This window comes from Paraburkholderia tagetis (assembly GCF_022213065.1).
GTDB classification, from domain to species: Bacteria; Pseudomonadota; Gammaproteobacteria; order Burkholderiales; family Burkholderiaceae; genus Paraburkholderia; species Paraburkholderia tagetis.
In genome coordinates, this window is sequence record NZ_JAKLJA010000020.1 from 1 (window position 1) to 17,155 (window position 17,155).

General features: G+C 62.7%; 13 protein-coding genes. 4 read left to right on the top strand and 9 right to left on the bottom strand.

What is annotated here, in order from left to right; all coding sequences use genetic code 11:
* The coding region (locus tag L5014_RS21665) for a hypothetical protein (RefSeq protein WP_238465889.1) at positions 1 to 128 on the top strand (128 nt) is incomplete at its 5' end.
* Between the two features lie 116 nt (positions 129 to 244).
* Here L5014_RS21665 and L5014_RS21670 read toward each other — a convergent pair.
* The 9 genes from L5014_RS21670 to tssK all read right to left on the bottom strand — a co-directional run bounded on the left by L5014_RS21670 (position 245) and on the right by tssK (position 11,864).
* Positions 245 to 2,206 carry a PhoX family protein gene (locus L5014_RS21670; protein WP_238465794.1) on the bottom strand — a complete coding sequence of 654 codons (1,962 nt, stop codon included), beginning with the start codon at positions 2,204 to 2,206 and terminating at the stop codon, positions 245 to 247.
* A gap of 178 nt (positions 2,207 to 2,384) precedes the next feature.
* A complete protein-coding gene (alr, locus tag L5014_RS21675) occupies positions 2,385 to 3,497 on the bottom strand; it encodes an alanine racemase (protein ID WP_238465795.1) in 1,113 nt (370 codons plus the stop codon).
* A 173-nt stretch (positions 3,498 to 3,670) separates the two neighbouring features.
* Positions 3,671 to 4,000 (bottom strand): DUF2322 family protein, encoded by a 330-nt coding sequence (locus L5014_RS21680; protein ID WP_238465796.1) that lies wholly within the window; start codon positions 3,998 to 4,000, stop codon positions 3,671 to 3,673.
* A gap of 167 nt (positions 4,001 to 4,167) precedes the next feature.
* The gene (gene tssE / locus L5014_RS21685) at positions 4,168 to 4,593 is read right to left on the bottom strand and encodes a type VI secretion system baseplate subunit TssE (protein WP_238465797.1); all 426 of its coding nucleotides are present in this window, start codon (positions 4,591 to 4,593) and stop codon (positions 4,168 to 4,170) included.
* 16 nt (positions 4,594 to 4,609) lie between these two features.
* Positions 4,610 to 7,321 (bottom strand): type VI secretion system ATPase TssH, encoded by a 2,712-nt coding sequence (gene tssH / locus L5014_RS21690; protein WP_238465798.1) that lies wholly within the window; start codon positions 7,319 to 7,321, stop codon positions 4,610 to 4,612.
* A 126-nt stretch (positions 7,322 to 7,447) separates the two neighbouring features.
* A complete protein-coding gene (locus tag L5014_RS21695) occupies positions 7,448 to 7,933 on the bottom strand; it encodes an Hcp family type VI secretion system effector (RefSeq protein ID WP_238465799.1) in 486 nt (161 codons plus the stop codon).
* Positions 7,934 to 8,056: 123 nt separating this feature from the next.
* The gene (locus L5014_RS21700) at positions 8,057 to 9,787 is read right to left on the bottom strand and encodes an OmpA family protein (RefSeq protein WP_238465800.1); all 1,731 of its coding nucleotides are present in this window, start codon (positions 9,785 to 9,787) and stop codon (positions 8,057 to 8,059) included.
* Positions 9,784 to 10,515, bottom strand: a complete 732-nt coding sequence (locus L5014_RS21705; RefSeq protein WP_238465801.1) for a DotU family type IV/VI secretion system protein — start codon at positions 10,513 to 10,515, stop codon at positions 9,784 to 9,786. The genes L5014_RS21700 and L5014_RS21705 overlap by 4 nt, the downstream gene beginning before the upstream one ends.
* Complete coding sequence (tssK, locus tag L5014_RS21710) at positions 10,512 to 11,864, bottom strand: type VI secretion system baseplate subunit TssK (RefSeq protein WP_238465802.1); 1,353 nt, start codon at positions 11,862 to 11,864, stop codon at positions 10,512 to 10,514. Before tssK ends, L5014_RS21705 begins: the two co-directional genes overlap by 4 nt.
* 556 nt (positions 11,865 to 12,420) lie before the next feature.
* Here tssK and tssB point away from each other — a divergent pair.
* From tssB to L5014_RS21725, 3 genes are all read left to right on the top strand, one after another.
* On the top strand, positions 12,421 to 12,933 hold the full coding sequence (gene tssB, locus L5014_RS21715) for a type VI secretion system contractile sheath small subunit (protein WP_238465803.1): 513 nt from the start codon (positions 12,421 to 12,423) through the stop codon (positions 12,931 to 12,933).
* Between the two features lie 73 nt (positions 12,934 to 13,006).
* Positions 13,007 to 14,554 (top strand): type VI secretion system contractile sheath large subunit, encoded by a 1,548-nt coding sequence (gene tssC, locus L5014_RS21720; RefSeq protein ID WP_238465804.1) that lies wholly within the window; start codon positions 13,007 to 13,009, stop codon positions 14,552 to 14,554.
* A gap of 83 nt (positions 14,555 to 14,637) precedes the next feature.
* Entirely contained in the window at positions 14,638 to 17,115 is a 2,478-nt protein-coding gene (locus tag L5014_RS21725) for a type VI secretion system Vgr family protein (protein ID WP_238465805.1), read from the top strand.
* Positions 17,116 to 17,155 lie beyond the last annotated feature (40 nt).

Genomic DNA, 17,155 nt, shown 5'->3' on the forward strand with positions numbered 1-17,155 from the left:
AGCGTCTGGGACGCGTGTTGCTGAACGACCCGGCCACGGGCGTGATGCGTCACGCGGATGCCGGCTACGAACTCGCGCAGCAGACGGCGCGTGAAGCGGGTCTCAAGCTGCCGATGCTGGGCAAGTAAGCGGCTGATAAGCGGTTAGTGCGCACCGCTGGCGGGGCGGTGCGTACTGAATATAAAAAAGCGCTGTGCGGCTTGATTTGCCGCGCAGCGCTTTTTTCATTGCATTGGCAAGTCGCTCACCGCTTCACCAGCGCAATACCCGTAGGCTCGGCAGTCAAATAGCCAACGCACGCCCCAAACCGGTCCTTGTAATTCGCGCGCACGAGCGGATCGAGCGTCGCCATGACCTTGTCATGCAAGGGCGACTCCCAATCCCCCGCATGCTGGAAGTTGCTCATGATGTAGGTCCAGCCATTGATCTCGTCCACCGCGTGCAGACCGGTGGATTCGGCGCCGGCTGGACAGGACAGCACGCGCGTCAGCGACTTCGTATCGACGTTGTACGCCCAGAGGAAGTTATTCACGTGCAGGCTCGAGTCCTCGCCGATAAACAGCGTGCGCATTTTTTCGGAGAACTTGAGATTGTCCGGATTCGCGATCTTGTCGGGATTCGCGAGGTTGCCGAGCGCGTCTGCGGCGGCAAGGTCCTCGCCCACCAGCGCAGCCGGCGCGCTCATGTCGAACGGCACCCAGTCGCTGTCGATGGCGGCTCCCGACGTATCGCGCTGGCCGCCCTGCAAATTCAGCGCGTAAACCGCGCCCGCGGCAATCTTCTTGTCTAACGCGACATCGCGCGAGACCGCATTGCCCTTGACCATCGACGTTTCGATTCGCGACATCGCGCTATAGACGACTTTGTCCTTCGCGTTGACGGTCGTGCCCTCGAGTTTCGTGAACGCCATGCTGGCGCCGAGCAGGGCGGCATAGCGGTGCGTTTCGAGAAATGCGGCGGCCTTTTCCATGCCCGGCTTCACGCGGATCCAGTTGAACTTGCCGCCGAAGTGAATCTTCGTGAAGCTCGCATCGGCGGGGTCGGCGGTCGCGATGTCCATGATGTCCGATGCCTTCAGCGTGCCGGCAAGCGTCTCGATCTCGTCGCTCGTCGCGTGACCGATGCGGATCCATGTGAGCGTCGCGGACCCGGCGCCGGCCGACGACGTCTGCGTCCACTTCGCGACATACAACGTGCCCGCCGAGAGGTCGGCGGGTTTGTCCGCGACGAACATGAACAGGCCGCCGTTGGTTGCGTCGTCACCCATCATGACCGTGCGCTGATCCGGCATCACCTGGACCAGTTCGTGCGAGATGCGGCCGAGACAATAGTGCTTCTTCACCGTACCTGTGCCGTCCGCGTTGACGGTGATCTCGGGCAGGTGGCCGTAGTGATACGGGTTTGCCTTCGTCTCGTCGCCGAACGTATTCCTGCTGAACGCTTTGAATTGCGCGTCGGTTGCCGCCTTCGCTGCATCCGGCTCGTATTCCTCGCTCGAGAGGTGCGTGTTCCAGGGCGAGAGGCTCGCGCCGCACGTGATCCAGAGGCCATGCGCGTTCGAGGTGTCGACGTTGTGATACTTGACGAGCTTCAGCGCGCCCGTCGCCGGATCCTGGTCGAGCGTCAGCACCGCGATGGGAGAGGGCAACTGGCCGTATTGCGAAACACTGGCCTGGTCGCGCGTCGTGTACTCGAACTGCACGACCGCGAACACCGTGTTGCCTTTGACGCCGGGAACGCTGGCGTTCTTCAGCGTGAGCAGCGAGCTGCCGTCCGGGCAGTCCGAATAGAACTGGCGCTCCTTGCCCGCGACCGAGCGGTCGATGATCGGCTGGTTGTCGATATCGTAGTAGCCGCCCGCGAGGATCGTGCCGCCATTGCCGTCCGGCACCCTGTCGCCTGTCACGAAGAACGGCTTGTACGCGAGCTTGAAGTTGCTCGACGAGCCATCGGAGAAAGCCACCGAGAGCGTCGAGCCGACCGTCGTCGTGGCCATCGCGGCTGCGTCGGCGAGTGTCGGCGCGGCCATTGCCGAGAACGTTGCGGCGGCGAAGGTGGCCGCGACTGGCGCGGCCGCCGGGCTGTTGTTGCCGCCGCCACACCCCGTCAGCAGGGCGGGCAGCGCGGCACCGGAAAGCGGAAGCATGGGTGCGCCGGCGAGAAACTTCAGCAGTTGACGGCGAGAAGTGTTGGGCAACGCGGGCATGGAGGATTCAATTGGGGTTGTTTGAATCCAGTAAGGTTAGTGTTTGATTATGAAAGTTAAGTGAAAAGAAATTGTCGGGTTGAGCATGGGAGTGGCGCTCTGCGCAATGAGCGCCCGTGTATAGGAGCCGTGGACTACCGGCGTTGCTGCCGCTCGTGCTGGCTCCCGGTTTGCGTCCTCAGGCCGTCACGCTTTCGGCAGCCTCGCGCGGCGCGGATGTGAGCGTGTCGATCTCCACCGGCACGCGCCGCGCGACCGCGCACATCAGCTCATAGCCGATCGTGCCTGACGCCTCGGCCACCTCATCGACTTTCACGTTCTCGCCCCACAGCTCCACTCGCGAGCCGATGCCCGCATTCGGGCAGGGCGTGAGATCGACGGTCAGCATGTCCATCGACACGCGGCCGACCACGCGCGTGCGCACGCCATCCACAACGATGGGCGTGCCCGTTGGTGCGTGACGCGGGTAGCCATCCGCATAGCCGCACGCCACCACGCCAATGCGCATGGGCCGCTCGACCTCGTAAGTGCGCCCATAGCCGACCGTTTCCTGCGGCGCCAGCGTTTGCACGCCGATGATCCGGCTCGCGAGCGTCATCGCCGCGCGCAGGCCGACGCCTTCGATATGCCGCGCCGCGCCCGTGGGCGACGCGCCGTAGAGGATCGTGCCGGGACGCACCCAGTCGCGATGCGCGCGCGGATGCCAGAGCACCGCCGCCGAGTTCGAGAGCGAGCGCTCGCCGGGAATGCCCTGCGTGGCGGCGTCGAAGCGGTCGAGCTGCCAGTCGATGGCGCCGCCGTCGGCGTTCGCGAAGTGCGTCATGAGGGCGATCTTGCCGATCGTGGGCATCGCGCGGGCGCGTTCCCAAGCCGCGCGAAAAACGTCGGGCCGGTAGCCGAGGCGGTTCATGCCCGAGTTCATCTTCAACTGGATGTCGATGGGCTGCTGCGTGCGGGCCGCAGCGAGCAGCGCGAGCTGCTCGTCGCCGTGCACAGCCACGGTCAGCCGGTGCGCGATGGCCGTGGCGACATCGGCGGAATCGAAAATGCCTTCGAGCAGCAGGATGGGCTTCGTCCAGCCCAGCTCGCGCACGCGCACGGCCTCGTCGAGGTCGAGCAGCGCGATGCCGTCCGCGCCGGCCAGCGCCGAATAGATGCGCTCGATGCCGTGGCCATAGGCGTTGGCCTTGACGACGGCCCAGACGCGCGCGCCCGGGGCGCTTTGCTGCGCGGTTTGCAGATTGTGACGGACGGCTTCGGGATGGATGCGGACGGAAATCGGGCGCGGCATGAGCGATCCTGCTGGCGAGGGTTAGTGACGTTGGCTAGTGGATTCTGCAATCGTATTGATTTTCTCCCAGTTATTTTTAATGTATTTTTCTGGGAATTTGGATTTATCCACTGCCTGCGCGTCACTCGCCGTTCGCGCCCCGTTGCCCGGGCGTAGCGCTCGGGCTACGGCGTTCAGGCTGCGATCACGTCGATGCGCAGCGCCTCGCCGCCTGCTGCGACCTCGAACAGACGGTCGATGTTCGGGTGCGCGCCGGGGCGGTTGCGCGCGTCGGCGGTGTGCTCGGCGAACACGGCGAGGCCATGCTCGGCCGCTTTCGCGTCGAGCGCACCGAAGGCCTGCTTCAGATAGTGGTAGACCGCGAGCGAGCCCTGCTTGCCCGGCTTGTTCTCGATGGTTGCCACTACGGCGCCCTGGCCGTTCACGAGATCGATGCGCTCGATGCCGTCGATGGCGGGCAGTTGCGCGAGGTTATCCTTGAATGCGTTGCCTGGCTGGATCACTGAAAACACTCCGTTGGTTCGATGAGATGCGTGGGGTCCGTATCTTAGCTGAATGAGCTGGCCGATTGCTTTGGCAGCACGACCCGTGGCCACGGCGCCGAGGATTGTGGTGCGTTGCCGGGCCCGCGACAAACAAGGACGCGGCGAGTGGTTGATGACGGTCCGCCTCAGTTTTGATTCGGTATCCTGCTCAATAGCTTCATGCGCCCCGGCGGCTCGAAGTAGGTTCCGAAGCGCACGAGCCCCGCTTTCTTCAGATGACACGTCATCTCGAAGCTCACGAGCACGCCGGGGTCGTCGTTTTCGAGGATCAGCACGTCGATCGAACGGATGCGCGGTTCGTACTTGAGCAGGGTCGCTTCCATCTGGTCCCGGAGCTGATGCGCCGAGGCGGGGAGCGCCTTGTAGATGTTCGTGAGGTCCGGCAGCCCGTAATCGGGCAGGTGCTTGAGCGCACCGGCCCGTGTGTTCAGGATGCGCTGCACATTCTGCTGCACGCTCAGGCATTCGAGCGTGCGGTCGTCGTGGCGATCGAGCGGCTCGCCGCCAATATGCCCGAGCAGCATGTCGTAGAGGGAGGGGCCTGCGGGCATTCGTTCGTGCTCCCTCTTACGTAAAATCGATCGTCAGGTTGCCCTCAGGCGAGCTCGCCAGATGGATCCGCGCTGGCAACGCTCCACTGGCCATGCGGGATAGCAGCTCGCGCGAAACGGTGGGCAGCACATTTTGATTGAGAAACGCGTCGACGTTGCGTGCGCCCGTGTGACGTTCGAGACAGCGTTGGGCCATCGCGTCGATCAGCGAGTCGTCGCAGGCAAACTCGACATTGTGTTGGCGGCGCAGGCGCTGCGCGACTTTCGCGAGCTTCAGGCGCACGATCGCGGCGAGCGCTGCCGCATCGAGCGGCCGGTAAGCGAGCGTCTGGAATCGCGCGAGCAGAGCAGGCTGAAAATGCGCGAGCAACTGCGGACGGATGGCGTCGAGCAGCTCCGCATGCGAGACCGCCGGATTGTCGCTTGATGCCTCATCGATCTGCTCGCTGCCGAGATTGGACGTCATCAGGATCACGCAGTTTCGGAAGTCGATCTCGCGTCCCTCGCCGTCGCGCATCGTGCCGCGGTCGAAGACCTGGTAGAACAGGTCGAGTACGTCACGGTGGGCTTTCTCCACTTCGTCCAGCAGGATCACGCTATAGGGCCGCTGTCTCACGGCTTCGGTCAGAATGCCGCCACGCCCGTACCCGACGTAACCCGGGGGCGAGCCCTTCAACTGCGAAACCGTATGCGATTCCTGGTATTCCGACATATTGATCGTCGTGAGCGCCGCTTCGCCGCCGAACAGCACGTCGGCGAGCGCGAGTGCCGTTTCGGTCTTGCCGACGCCCGATGGCCCCGCGAGCAGAAAGACGCCGAGCGGCGCATGTTCGTTCTTTAGACCGGCCTTGGCGGTCCGCAGGCTCTCTGCGAGCGCCGCGAGCGCATCGTCTTGCGCGACCACGCGTGCGGCCAGCCGCGCTTCGAGCGCGAGCAGCCCGAGCAATTCGTCCTCGACGAGGCTGCCCACCGGCACGCCCGTCCATTCGGCCACGACGCGCGCGATGGCCTCGGCGTTGACATCGGCGAAGATCAGCGGTGCCTTGCCCTGTGCATTCGCGAGCGCTTGCCGCGCATGCGCGAACGCGGCGGCATCGCGCGCCGATGGATTGGCCGCACGCAGCGCCTCGACAGCGCGAACCCGTTCGAGCTCAATTTCGTAACGTGCCTGCAGCGCGGCCAGTTCCGCCTGTGCGCCGGCGAGCGCCGTGTTCAGCGCCTCTTGTTGCGCGCTCGCTGGCTCGATGCCGGCCTGGCGGTCGGCCTCGAGCGTGGTGTTTTCGAGTTCGAGTGTGGCCACGCGTGCGCGCGCGCGTTGCAGTTCGGCTGGCGGCGACTCCAGTCCCATGCGCACGCGCGCGGCGGCCGTGTCGATCAGATCGACCGCCTTGTCGGGCAACTGCCGCGCCGGGATATAGCGGCGCGAGAGCTTCACTGCGGCCACGAGTGCTTCATCGCGGATGTGGACGTCGTGAAAGCGCGCGTAGCGCTCCTTGAGGCCGCGCAGCATGAGGCAGGCCGCATCGTCGTCGGGCTCTTCGACCTTGATGATCTGGAAGCGGCGCTCGAGCGCGGCATCGCGTTCGAAGTATTGCTTGTATTCGGACCACGTCGTGGCCGCGATCGTCCGCAGTTCGCCTCGCGCGAGGGCGGGCTTGAGCAGGTTCGCGGCATCGGCGCCGCCGGCGGCGTTGCCGGCGCCGATCAGCGTATGGGCCTCGTCGATGAATAGCAGGATGGGCACCGCCGAAGCCTGAACCTCGTCGATCACGTTCTTCAGGCGCTGCTCGAATTCGCCTTTCACGCCGGCTCCCGCCTGTAGCAGGCCCAGGTCGAGCGTGAGAATACGCACCGCGCGGATCACATTGGGCACGCTGCCTTCGGCCACGCGCAGCGCGAGGCCTTCCACGAGCGCGGTCTTGCCGACGCCGGGCTCGCCCACGAGGATCGGGTTGTTCTTGCGGCGGCGCGCGAGCACGTCGACCATCTGCTGGATCTCGCGATCGCGTCCGAAGACTGGATCGATCTTGCCGTCGCGAGCCTTCTGCGTAATGTCGATGGCGAAGCGGGCGAGGGCGTCGCCTTCGACCTTGTGGACGGTGGCGGTGAGTGGTGTGCTGCCTGTTGCGCTTGTATCTTTCGCCTGTTGCGTTTCAGTGGTGGCGAGGGGTGCGGTGCTTTCCGGCACCGATGCCGGCTGCTCATCTACTACCGCTTCGCACGTGCGGTTGCCCAGACGTGGCAGCAGACGCCGGATCTGCGCGCTGGACATCGAGAGCAACGGCCAGGCGTTGCGTGCGCGCAGGACATGCGGTGCATCGACGATCGCCTGCAGCAGATGCGCCGAGCGGATGGTGCCATCGTTCGCATGGTTTGCTTCTTCGGCTTCGGAAGCGGCATGCAAGGACGCGTCCTGAAGCACGGTGGCGAGTTGTGGCGAGAGTGCGGGGCGCCCGCGCAGGCTGCGCGGCAGATGATCGATCGCGCCAATCAGGGCGTCCCACACAGCGTCGATATCGATGTCGTAATGCCGGACGATCGCAGGAATGTCCCCGTCGCCGGCTTCGATGAGCTTGAGCAGCCAGTGCTCGACGGTGATCTCGTCGGCGAGCCGCGTCTGGCAAAGGCTCGCGGCCGCCTCGAGAGCGCTCGCGCAATGCGGGTTGAGCTGGTGCAGCAGTTGGCTGGTGTCCCGAGGGGATTTCCTTCGTTCGTCGCGCATGGGCATGTCTTGGGTTGTCGCGCCGGCTCGCGCTGGTTCGCGCTGATTCGCGTCGGTTCGCGCCGGTTCGTGTGCTGGCGTTTGCACCAGGTCGCATGGGCCGGCATCGGAATGCCGGCCCGCGACAGGGCATCAGGAACGCTCGTTCCAGGTGTCCTTGTGGATGATGTTGCCGTCCTTGTACGACCACGTGATGGTCTCGTAGCGCAGTTCGACTTCCTCGAGGTGGTTGTGCTTCTCGTAGGCGGGCACCTTGATGTCGAGCATCTTCGGGCGAACCGCAACGATCTTCACGTTCTCGAGCTTCGTGTTGAAGTACTCCTTCTCCTTGCCCGCATCGTCGATCTTGTACCACTTGATCTCAGCGGATTTGAGCGTCTGGCCGCTCGTGACCGCCTTGTACAGATAGGGCGTTGACGCGTCGGTTTCCTTCGTCAGCGTGATCGGCGCATGCACGCGCGTGCCGGTCAGCTTGCCGGTATTGCCATCGGTCGGGATATGCAGACTGTGATCGAACGCGGTGACCTCGACGCTGCCCTCGCGGCCTTGCACCGTGACCGAACCCTTGATGTCCGCGCCGCCGTCGTCCTTGAGCCACATATAGGCCGGAATTGCCATGTTTAACTCCCTCTTACGATCTGATACGTACTGCTGAATTTACCCGGAGTCTTTCTTTCACCCACCGGGCCTCACGATCCCGAAGCGAAGCGCTTCGGGGGCCAATAAATTCACTACTGCGCGCTACTGTGCGGAGGGCGCTTGCTTCGCCGCGTCCGGGACCAGCGTGATTTCGACGCGCCGGTTGCGCGCGCGTCCCTCCTGCGTGTCGTTGTCCGCGATCGGGCGCGTGTCGCCGTAGCCCTGAATCGCGAATTGCGTCGTGGAAAGACCGGAGGCGTCGACCAGCCAGTCGCGCACGGCGGCAGCACGTGCAACCGAAAGCCTGAGGTTGCTGGCCGGGTCGCCCACGTTGTCGGTGTGGCCGGCCACGAGGATCCGCTTGCCGGCGTGCGCCTTGATCATCTCGAGCGCACCGACCATTGCACGCGTCGAACCCGCCTTGAGTTGCGCCTTGCCGCTGTCGAACAGCGACATGCTGTCGAGCGTGACCACGGCGGGTGGCGGAGCGGGCGGCGCATACGAAGCGATTGCATGGTTGAGCGGTACGATCAATTCCGCGCCGTGATACATGCCGAACGACAGCCGCAACGGCACGCCCGTGCGCGCATATCGGTCGAGCTGATCGCGATCGGCGACGAGCGAGGCCAGCGCGTCACGTTTCGCTGCGTCGTGCTCGGACGGAATTGCGCGGAAGCGCGTGAGATCGGCGTCTATCTTGGTTAGCAATACTTCATTATTTTTAGCGGTGCCCCAGAACGCCACGGCGGCTGCGCAGGCGAGCAGCGCCAGCGCATGGCCGAGCGCGGCCATGCGCGGCGCAGTTTGCCGCTGGACCGGCATCGATTCGATCAGCGGTTGGGGCAGCGGCCAGGGCAGCGGCGACGCGGCGATGGGCGCTGGCGCCACCTTCGTGCGCAGTTCGACTTCGCGCTCCCACGGCGAGTCGGGCCCGCTCGCGGGGCCGCAGTCGATCCAGCCGGCACCGTGCAACGGCCATGGTGCGGCGGGCTGCTGACGATCGAGAAGCGTGCCCATCACCACGCGCTGCGTCCAGTCGACGATCAAGGCGATGCCAGCGGAACGGGCGGTTCGGGCCACAGCATCCCGAACGCGGGAGGTCTCCTGGACCGCACCTTCTGCGGCACGGACCGCCGACTCGAACGCGCTAGTGCCGTCCAGTAGCGTTGGCGATGCCACGCCATACCACTGTGGCGCATCGGTTACGTGATCGCGCGTGACGAGCGCGATCGGCCCACGGCCGGCCAGACGCTGATAGACGGCCACATAGCCTGGCAGGCGCGTGCCGAGCAGACGCGACGCGTCGGCCATGGCCTGCCTGACGAGGCGTAGCTTCTGCGCGAGCGCATCGGCGTTCGCGTGCAGCGCAGGCGCGACACTGAGCACGACGCCATCGGGAGCGCGGCCGTCGCGCCACTGTTTGACCGCAGCGGCCAGGCGCGGCAGCGCGTTCGGTTCATCGACGCGCAGCCAGATCGCGCCGTTGCCCACCCATGCGAGGCGCGCGGTGTCGTCGCGGTCGAAGAGCGCCGCGAGCCCGTCGCCGGTGAGCAGCACGAGCGGCATGCTGGTGTGCATGCCGTCCGGAATCGCCGAGATCACCGTGCCGAGCGCGGCGAGCACCTGGGCATTCTGCGCACTCGCATGGGCAAGCTGCCGGGTTCGCCACGCGAGCATGGCGCATGCGGCGAGCGTACCGACGATCGTCAACGCCCAGGCCGCACCGCGTTCGAGCGGCAGCACGAGCCAGATCAGCGCGAGCGTGAGGGCGAACGCGAAGAGGACGAGCAGCCTGAGCGGATAGCCGCGCCCTTCATTGACGGCCGGGGTCACGGCCGAGGCTTCCCGGACAGCAGTTGGGCAAGCTGCATATCGAGCGCGCCATGCCAGACGAGCCAGACAAGTATGGCGACGATGGCGAGAAGACCTGCGCTCGCCCACGGCGAAAGCCGGTGCAGCCAGTCGGGAGCCCGTCGCGCGGTGTGATCGGACGTAAACGGCTGGGCTGCGGCCGGGCGCAGCCTGGCGATCTTCGCGTGCAGTGCGCTCACGAGCGCATCGAGCTTCGCTTCGTCCTCGCGCGCGTAACGGCCGGTAAAACCCATGCCGAGCACCGCCGAGTAGCACTCGAGGAGATCGACGTGGGTGATGGGCTCGCGCAGACGCTGCTCGAGACGGTCGAATACGCGTTCGCCGGCGTCATGAATGCCGAAGTGCTCGACCTGAAGCGGATGGAGTTCCCAGGCAGAGCGCGTTTCGTCCTTGAAATAGCGCAGGGCGATTTCGTCGAGCAAACCGCACAGAGCCATTTCCGCGTCTTTGCAGACGTCGTCGGGATAGCGGCGACGATGCAGCGCATCGGCGAAGTTGCGCACGAGTTCGCGGCACTGTTTCTGCATCTCGCCGATGGACTTCGGCTTGCCGCCGGGCGCAAGCGAAGTGACGTACAAGGCCGCGTCGCGCAGCAGATCGCGCATGCCGGCACCCGATGGATGTGCTTCTTTCGCGGGAGCGCCCGGCAGCAGCGCGGGCTCCCGTCGGCTGAGAGTCAGGGAGATCATGAGCGCAACACCGCGTAGAGTTCGAGCGAGGCATCGGCCACCGACGCCGGAAGATAGACCTGGCACGCACGCGCCGCGAGCATGCGTGCGTGCGCCGCACTGCTCGCATCGAGCGCGAAATACTGATTGTCGAGACGCACGGGAATCGCGGCCGGCACGCGCTGAACGGCCTTGAGCGCAATGCCCGGCAGTGCGGCATTGACGATATGCTCGACATCCTCGGGCGCGCCGATCTTGCACAGACGCGGCACCTGCTCGACGAGATCGAAAGCGGTGGACGACGCATTGACGGAGAGATACCAGTCGACCGGACCCGAGACGAGACGCTCGTCATGGAACTGGCCTGTCCAGGTAGTGGGCGTCTTGCGTGCGAGGCCGATCGAGATCACGCGCGAGGGAATGATCGCGTCCAGCAACTTGCGGATCATCGCTTCGAGCTTCGCGAACACTTCGTCCGCGCACGCGTGATCGTAGGCCGGGATATCCGCGAGATTCGACTGGGTCGAAAACGTCATGAGCGCGCTGACGAGCCGCGCGAGCGTCAAATAGAACTGCTCGGGTGGCCGTGCCGGATTGGCCGCGAAGTGCCGCAACTCGGGCCACGCACCGTGAATGCAATGCAGGAGCCAGAAGAGCTGCACGTCCGCCACGCCGTATTCGGCGACCTGTCCGACGCGCTCGCCACGACGCGCACCGAGTGCCGCGCTCTTCGCCTGCAGGATGTCGCCCAGACGATTGATGCGCTCGATGTGCAGCGGATGGCTGCCGAGCGTGAGGCACGGCGGCACGAAGCGATGATCGACCTTGAAGTGGCCGTTTGTCGTGCGCGTGAGCCGCGCGATCGCGCAGGTGATGTCGTCCGCTTGCGGTTCGAAGTCGAAGAGCAGCCGCACGGCGAGGCGCTCGGCTGCGATCTCGGTCTCCGTGCTGCCGTTCAGATCGTTGACTTTGATGAACTCGCGATACGCCCGGCGAGGGCGCGCCAGCGCCGTCTCGTCCATGCGGCAGTTGTTGCCATTGGCGTCCGGCAGCGCGAGAGCCGCGAAAATGCCGACGCTCTGCACATCCGCCGGCAAGCCGCGCGTGAGATCGCGGGCCGGCGGCAAAGCGTCGGCCATGGTCGTATCGAAGGGCGTGCCGTCGGCAAAGCGCAGCTTGAGCGCAGTGAGCTTCAGGCGACCGGATTCCAGCGCTTCCTCGTCGATGGCGACATCGAGTGTGCCCCACGCGCAGGCAAGCGTGGCGCTCGCGAGCTGTTGCATCGCGAACCCCATGTATCGATCCTGCTGCTGAAAGTGCTGCTGGGCGAGGATGAGCCCCTCGTGCCACAACGGTTTATGGATACGCATACGCGTGGTTGTCATCGCTATTGTTCGATTTATGAAGGCGAGATTTCGCTTTCCCCGTAATCGCAATCGCTGTGAGGCGTGATTGCAATGCGCGCAATCATGCCATTGCATAGCGATTGAGGCGATGAAATGCGCGTATTTTTGAGATCGTGAATCCTGCCGAATTAGAATGACGGCTCTAAAATACGGCCGTTTATCATGATATTTGTCAAACAAAAATGCCGATAATTGGCGCGATCGTTGCTTTGTTAACTGTGAAATCTGCGTATCTCTAATTGCAATTTGGAGATGCGAGAACAAGTTTTATCCTAAATGCTCTATGCATTACGAATAAATGCTATTGGACTTTTCTCGCATCAAGGGAGTGGCATCTTTGACGGGATTGAATTAAGGCCGTTAAATAGCAGGCGCATAAAACGCCGCTAGAACAACGACCGCTATACGGGGTGCCGGAAGCCTGTTTCCGAAGCTGGCTCATGCTGGCTGGAGAAGCCGCGCCATCCGTCGTAACGGACGGGTTTCTGCGGAACTCTTTCCTACCCTGTATGGAGTCCTGATGGATAGCTTCCAGCGAGAAATTCCGAAGTCCAGAGTTTCTATCACGCTTGACCTGCACACCGGAGGTGCGCAAAAGAAGGTCGAGTTGCCGCTCAAACTGCTTGTCGCCGGTGATTTCAGCGCCGGCCGCGAACAGGCGCCCCTTGCGGCGCGAAAGAAGGTCAACATCGACAAGAACAATTTCGATGCGGTGCTAGCCGACTATGCACCGGACCTCAAGTTCTCCGCGGACAACACCCTGGCCGCCGATGGCACCGAGTTGCCGATCTATCTCTCGTTTCGCTCGATGAAGGACTTCGAGCCCGAGCACGTGGCGCGCCAGATTCCCGAACTGCGTGCGCTGCTTGCCATGCGCAACCTGCTGCGCGACCTCAAATCGAATCTGCTCGACAACGCCACCTTCCGCCGCGAGTTCGAAAAAATCCTCAGAGACAAGGGGCTATCCGAGAAGCTGCGCGGCGAACTCGCGCAAATCGCCACGGCGGCGACGCAAAAGGAAGGTCATGCCTGAGCGAGGCAAGGCCAAGATGGCCTTTACCGCGTTTCAGAGTCAGGTAGCCCCACGCAAGCAGACAGGAAACGACATGAAGCAGAACGAATCCCATCAAGGCGCGACGGAAACGGTCGTGCTCGACGCACCACAGGGTGCCGGAGACAGCGTCTACGCGGCACTGTGCAGCAAGATCAACTTGAAACCCGTGGCCGAAGCGCGTCCGCTCGAGGCCTTTCGCGACAGCGACATGCTCTCGGAAGCCTCGGCCGACGAGCGCATTGCGCGCGGCATGGGCGCCTTCCTCGAACTGATCGCGAAATCGAGCCAGCCCGTCGATCGCCTCGACAAATCGCTGCTCGATTTCCATATCGGCCAGATCGACCGCCAGATCAGCCGGCAGTTAGACGCCGTCATGCACAGCCCGCAATTTCAGGCGCTCGAAGGGCGTTGGCGCGGCCTCAAGCTGCTCGTTTCGCGCACGGATTTCCGCAAGAACGCTCGGGTCGAAGTGCTCGACAGCTCCAAGGACGCCTTGCAGCGCGACTTCGAAGACACGCCCGAAGTCATCCAGAGCGGCTTGTATCGCCAAACGTATATCGAGGAATACGACACACCGGGCGGCCAGCCGATCAGCGCGTTGATCAGCGATTACGAGTTCGAAAATTCGCCGATGGATATCGCCCTGCTGCGCAATATTTCGAAGGTGGCCGCGGCGGCGCACATGCCTTTCATCGGCTCCGTGGGCGCGGCGTTCTTCGGCAAGAAGTCGATGGAGGAAGTGGCCGCCATCCAGGACATCGGCAACTATTTCGACCGCGCCGAGTACATCAAGTGGAAAAGCTTCCGCGATACCGACGACGCACGCTACGTGGGCCTGACCATGCCGCGCGTGCTCGGACGCCTGCCTTACGGCAAGGACACCGCGCCCGTGCGCGCGTTCAACTACGAGGAAGCGGTGCGCGGCCCGGACCACGACAAGTACCTGTGGGTCAACGCATCGTTTGCGTTCGCAACCAATATGGTGCGCAGCTTCGTGAACAACGGCTGGTGCGTGCAGATTCGTGGCCCGCAAGCTGGCGGCAAGGTCGAGAACCTGCCGGTGCACCTCTACGATCTGGGCACGGGCGTGCAGCCGAAGATCCCCACCGAGGTGCTGATTCCCGAGACCCGCGAATTCGAGTTCGCGAATCTGGGCTTTATCCCGTTGTCGTTCTACAAGAATCACGACTTCGCGTGTTTCTTCTCGGCAAACTCGGCACAAAAGCCCGCGCTATACGAGACCAAGGAAGCGACGGCCAACAGCCGCATTAACGCGCGCCTCCCGTATATCTTCCTGCTCTCGCGCATCGCGCATTATCTGAAACTGATTCAGCGCGAGAACATTGGCACGACGAAGGATCGCCGGCTGCTGGAACTCGAGCTGAACAACTGGATCAAGGGCCTCGTGACCGAGATGACCGACCCCGCCGACGAACTTCAGGCCTCGCACCCGTTGCGCGAAGCGAAAGTGACGGTCGAGGACATCGAAGACAACCCCGGGTTCTTCCGTATCAAGCTCTTCATCATCCCGCACTTCCAGGTCGAGGGTATGGACATCGGGCTGTCGCTCGTTTCGCAGATGCCGAAAGCAAAGAGCTGATTCGACGTTTCCTGTATGAGCCGCCGGGGCGCCCATGGTTGCTCCGGCGGTGTTGTTGTCGCTGTGTTTCCGGGAGGAATTCCATGTCGATGGTCATGCCGTTGCAGGCTTATGAATTGAAGCTGGCGCCGCATCCGGCGCCGTTCTCGATCCTCAAATTCGCTGGCGTCGATCGGCTTAGCCAGTTGTACAGATACGAGATTGAATTCACCAGCCCGATGGCGGGTATTCCAATGGAGCAGGTTCTTGGACGCCCGGCCAGATTCGTGATTGACCCCATCGACCCGAGCATCGGCTACCTGCGCAAAATGTTCGGGGATAACGCGGAGCAATTCAGCAAGAAGCCACCCGCGCAAACGGTGCACGGCATCATCACGAAGTTCGACGAATTCGAAACGTCCGCCGACGAAACGCGATACCGCGTCACGCTCGAACCGAAAATGGCCGATCTTCACCGGGGTGTGACGAGCCGCCTGTTTCAGAAGCAGTCGGTTGAGGAGATCATCACCGACACGCTTCGGCACTATGGTTACCGGGCTGGTGTCGACTTTGTGTTCAAGATGCGGCATAAATACAAGCGACACGAATACATTACCCAATATCACGAAACGACTTTCGCGTTCATCCAGCGCATCTGTGCAGAAGAGGGCATCTGGTTTCGCTGGGAACAGAAGAAGGATTACGCGGTGGTCGTGTTCGGCGACGACGTGGATGCGTATGGGCGCAAACAGCGCACGGTGCCGTATCGCCGCGACTCGGGACTCGAAAGCGTTGGTGCAGAATCGATCAAATCGCTCAGGCGACGAACCCGGCGGGTGCCGGAGGCGGTGCGTCTGCACGACTATAACCATCGGCAGGCCGATGTGTCGCTGCTGGTCGAAGAGAACGCAGCGCGTGGGGACAAAACCACTGACGCAGTTGACTATCACTGGGGCGAGCATTACGAGACGCTCGAGGAAGGCAAGCGCATTGCCCGGTTGCGACACGAGGCGTATCTGGCAGACCAGATCAGCTTCGTTGGGACCGGCAATCCGTTCTGGCTGGAAGCCGGTGAGGTCATGCGGGTCGAACCTGCCCAAGTCGATGCGAAACACGGGATCTTTGTTACGTCCGTGCGCTCGCACGGTGCGCGCAATAAATCGTATCGGGTGACGTTCGAGGGGATTCCTTCTGACCGCGTATGGCGCACTTCGATGGCGTCGATTCATCGGCCCGTGATCGATGGCATTCTGCCGGCGCGTATTACGTCACCAGGCAATTACAAATATGCGTACCTGACCGAGCAGGGCTGGTATGTCATCAAGCTGCCGTTCGACCTCGATGAATGGAGTCCGGGCGGTACCAGCCGGCCCGTGCGGTTTGCCAAGCCGTATAGCGGGAACGACTATGGGCATCACTTTCCGTTGATCGATTCGGCGGAGGTGGCGCTTGATTTTACTGCCGGGGATCCGAATAGGCCCGTCATCATCGGTGCGATGCATGACAGCTTGCATCCGGATCTTGTCAATAACCTCAATAACACACGCAATCTCATTCGCACAGCCGCGCAGAATGAGATGCGGATGGAGGATAAGGAGGGTATCGAGCATATCCATTTCACGACGCCGTTTCAGACCAGTGAGCTCAATTTGGGGCATATGGTTGACTCCGGGCGCAAGGAACGGGGGCAAGGCGCGGAGTTGCGCTCGGATGGGCATGTGGCGGTGCGGGGGGCGAAGGGGGTGCTGGTTTCGGCGGAGGCTCAACCTGCCGCGAACGGGCAGCAGCTCAACATGCAGGGCGCTGTAGGCTTGCTTGAGCAGGCCATGCAGCAGATGGAGGCCCTCTCTGAAGCCGCTGCGTCGGCGCAGGCGATCGCGGCGGATTATCAACGTCAGCGAGAGCTTCTCGACGGAACGTTGAAGGATCTTAAAAAGGCGGGAATTCTGCTTAGCGCGCCTGATGGGATGGGCCTTGCGTCGGGCGACAGCCTGCAACTCAGCGCGCAGAGCAATCTGATAGCGACGGCTGGGGGTAACGCAGATATCGGTGTCCTCAAGCGCTTTGCGGTTGCAGCGGGCGAACTAATTTCGCTTTTTGCACAGAAGCTCGGATTGAAGATCATTGCCGCGAAAGGAAAGGTTGAGATTCAGGCGCAGAGCGACGATATGAACTTGCTTTCCGCTAAAGATATGCGAATCACCAGTGCTAATGGCCGCGTCACCATTGAGGCAAAAGAAGAACTTCTCCTCAAATGTGGTGGATCGTATGTCCGGATCTCATCAACTGGTATCGAAGACGGCACACGTGGTAACCGCACGATCAAGTCAGCCGCATTTAGTCGGCAGGGACCGAGTTCGCTCGCGGAGACGGTTAACAACTGGACGCGTGCACCATTTGATGAGGAGTTTACGCTGAAGTGGATTTGCAGCAACGAACCCGTCAAAAATCAGAAATTCTCGATAATTCGGGACGATGGAAGTGTTATTCAAGGAAGCACAGATTCGGCAGGAAAAACGAGCTTGCAGCGCGCGTTGTTTGTTGAAAACGTACGCCTTCGGATCGACGGTGAATTAGCATGAACCCAATGGGTTTCGGCTTGATACAAGCCAGCCATGGTTA

Bases quoted from the DNA above. Each gene is read 5' to 3' on its own strand.
- tssC (WP_238465804.1), top strand. From the start codon at position 13,007: ATGAAGCAGAACGAATCCCATCAAGGCGCGACGGAAACGGTCGTGCTC.
- L5014_RS21670 (WP_238465794.1), bottom strand. From the start codon at position 2,206: ATGCCCGCGTTGCCCAACACTTCTCGCCGTCAACTGCTGAAGTTTCTC.
- L5014_RS21705 (WP_238465801.1), bottom strand. From the start codon at position 10,515: ATGATCTCCCTGACTCTCAGCCGACGGGAGCCCGCGCTGCTGCCGGGC.
- tssK (WP_238465802.1), bottom strand. From the start codon at position 11,864: ATGCGTATCCATAAACCGTTGTGGCACGAGGGGCTCATCCTCGCCCAG.
- tssH (WP_238465798.1), bottom strand. From the start codon at position 7,321: ATGCCCATGCGCGACGAACGAAGGAAATCCCCTCGGGACACCAGCCAA.
- L5014_RS21695 (WP_238465799.1), bottom strand. From the start codon at position 7,933: ATGGCAATTCCGGCCTATATGTGGCTCAAGGACGACGGCGGCGCGGAC.
- L5014_RS21725 (WP_238465805.1), top strand. From the start codon at position 14,638: ATGTCGATGGTCATGCCGTTGCAGGCTTATGAATTGAAGCTGGCGCCG.
- tssB (WP_238465803.1), top strand. From the start codon at position 12,421: ATGGATAGCTTCCAGCGAGAAATTCCGAAGTCCAGAGTTTCTATCACG.
- tssE (WP_238465797.1), bottom strand. From the start codon at position 4,593: ATGCCCGCAGGCCCCTCCCTCTACGACATGCTGCTCGGGCATATTGGC.
- alr (WP_238465795.1), bottom strand. From the start codon at position 3,497: ATGCCGCGCCCGATTTCCGTCCGCATCCATCCCGAAGCCGTCCGTCAC.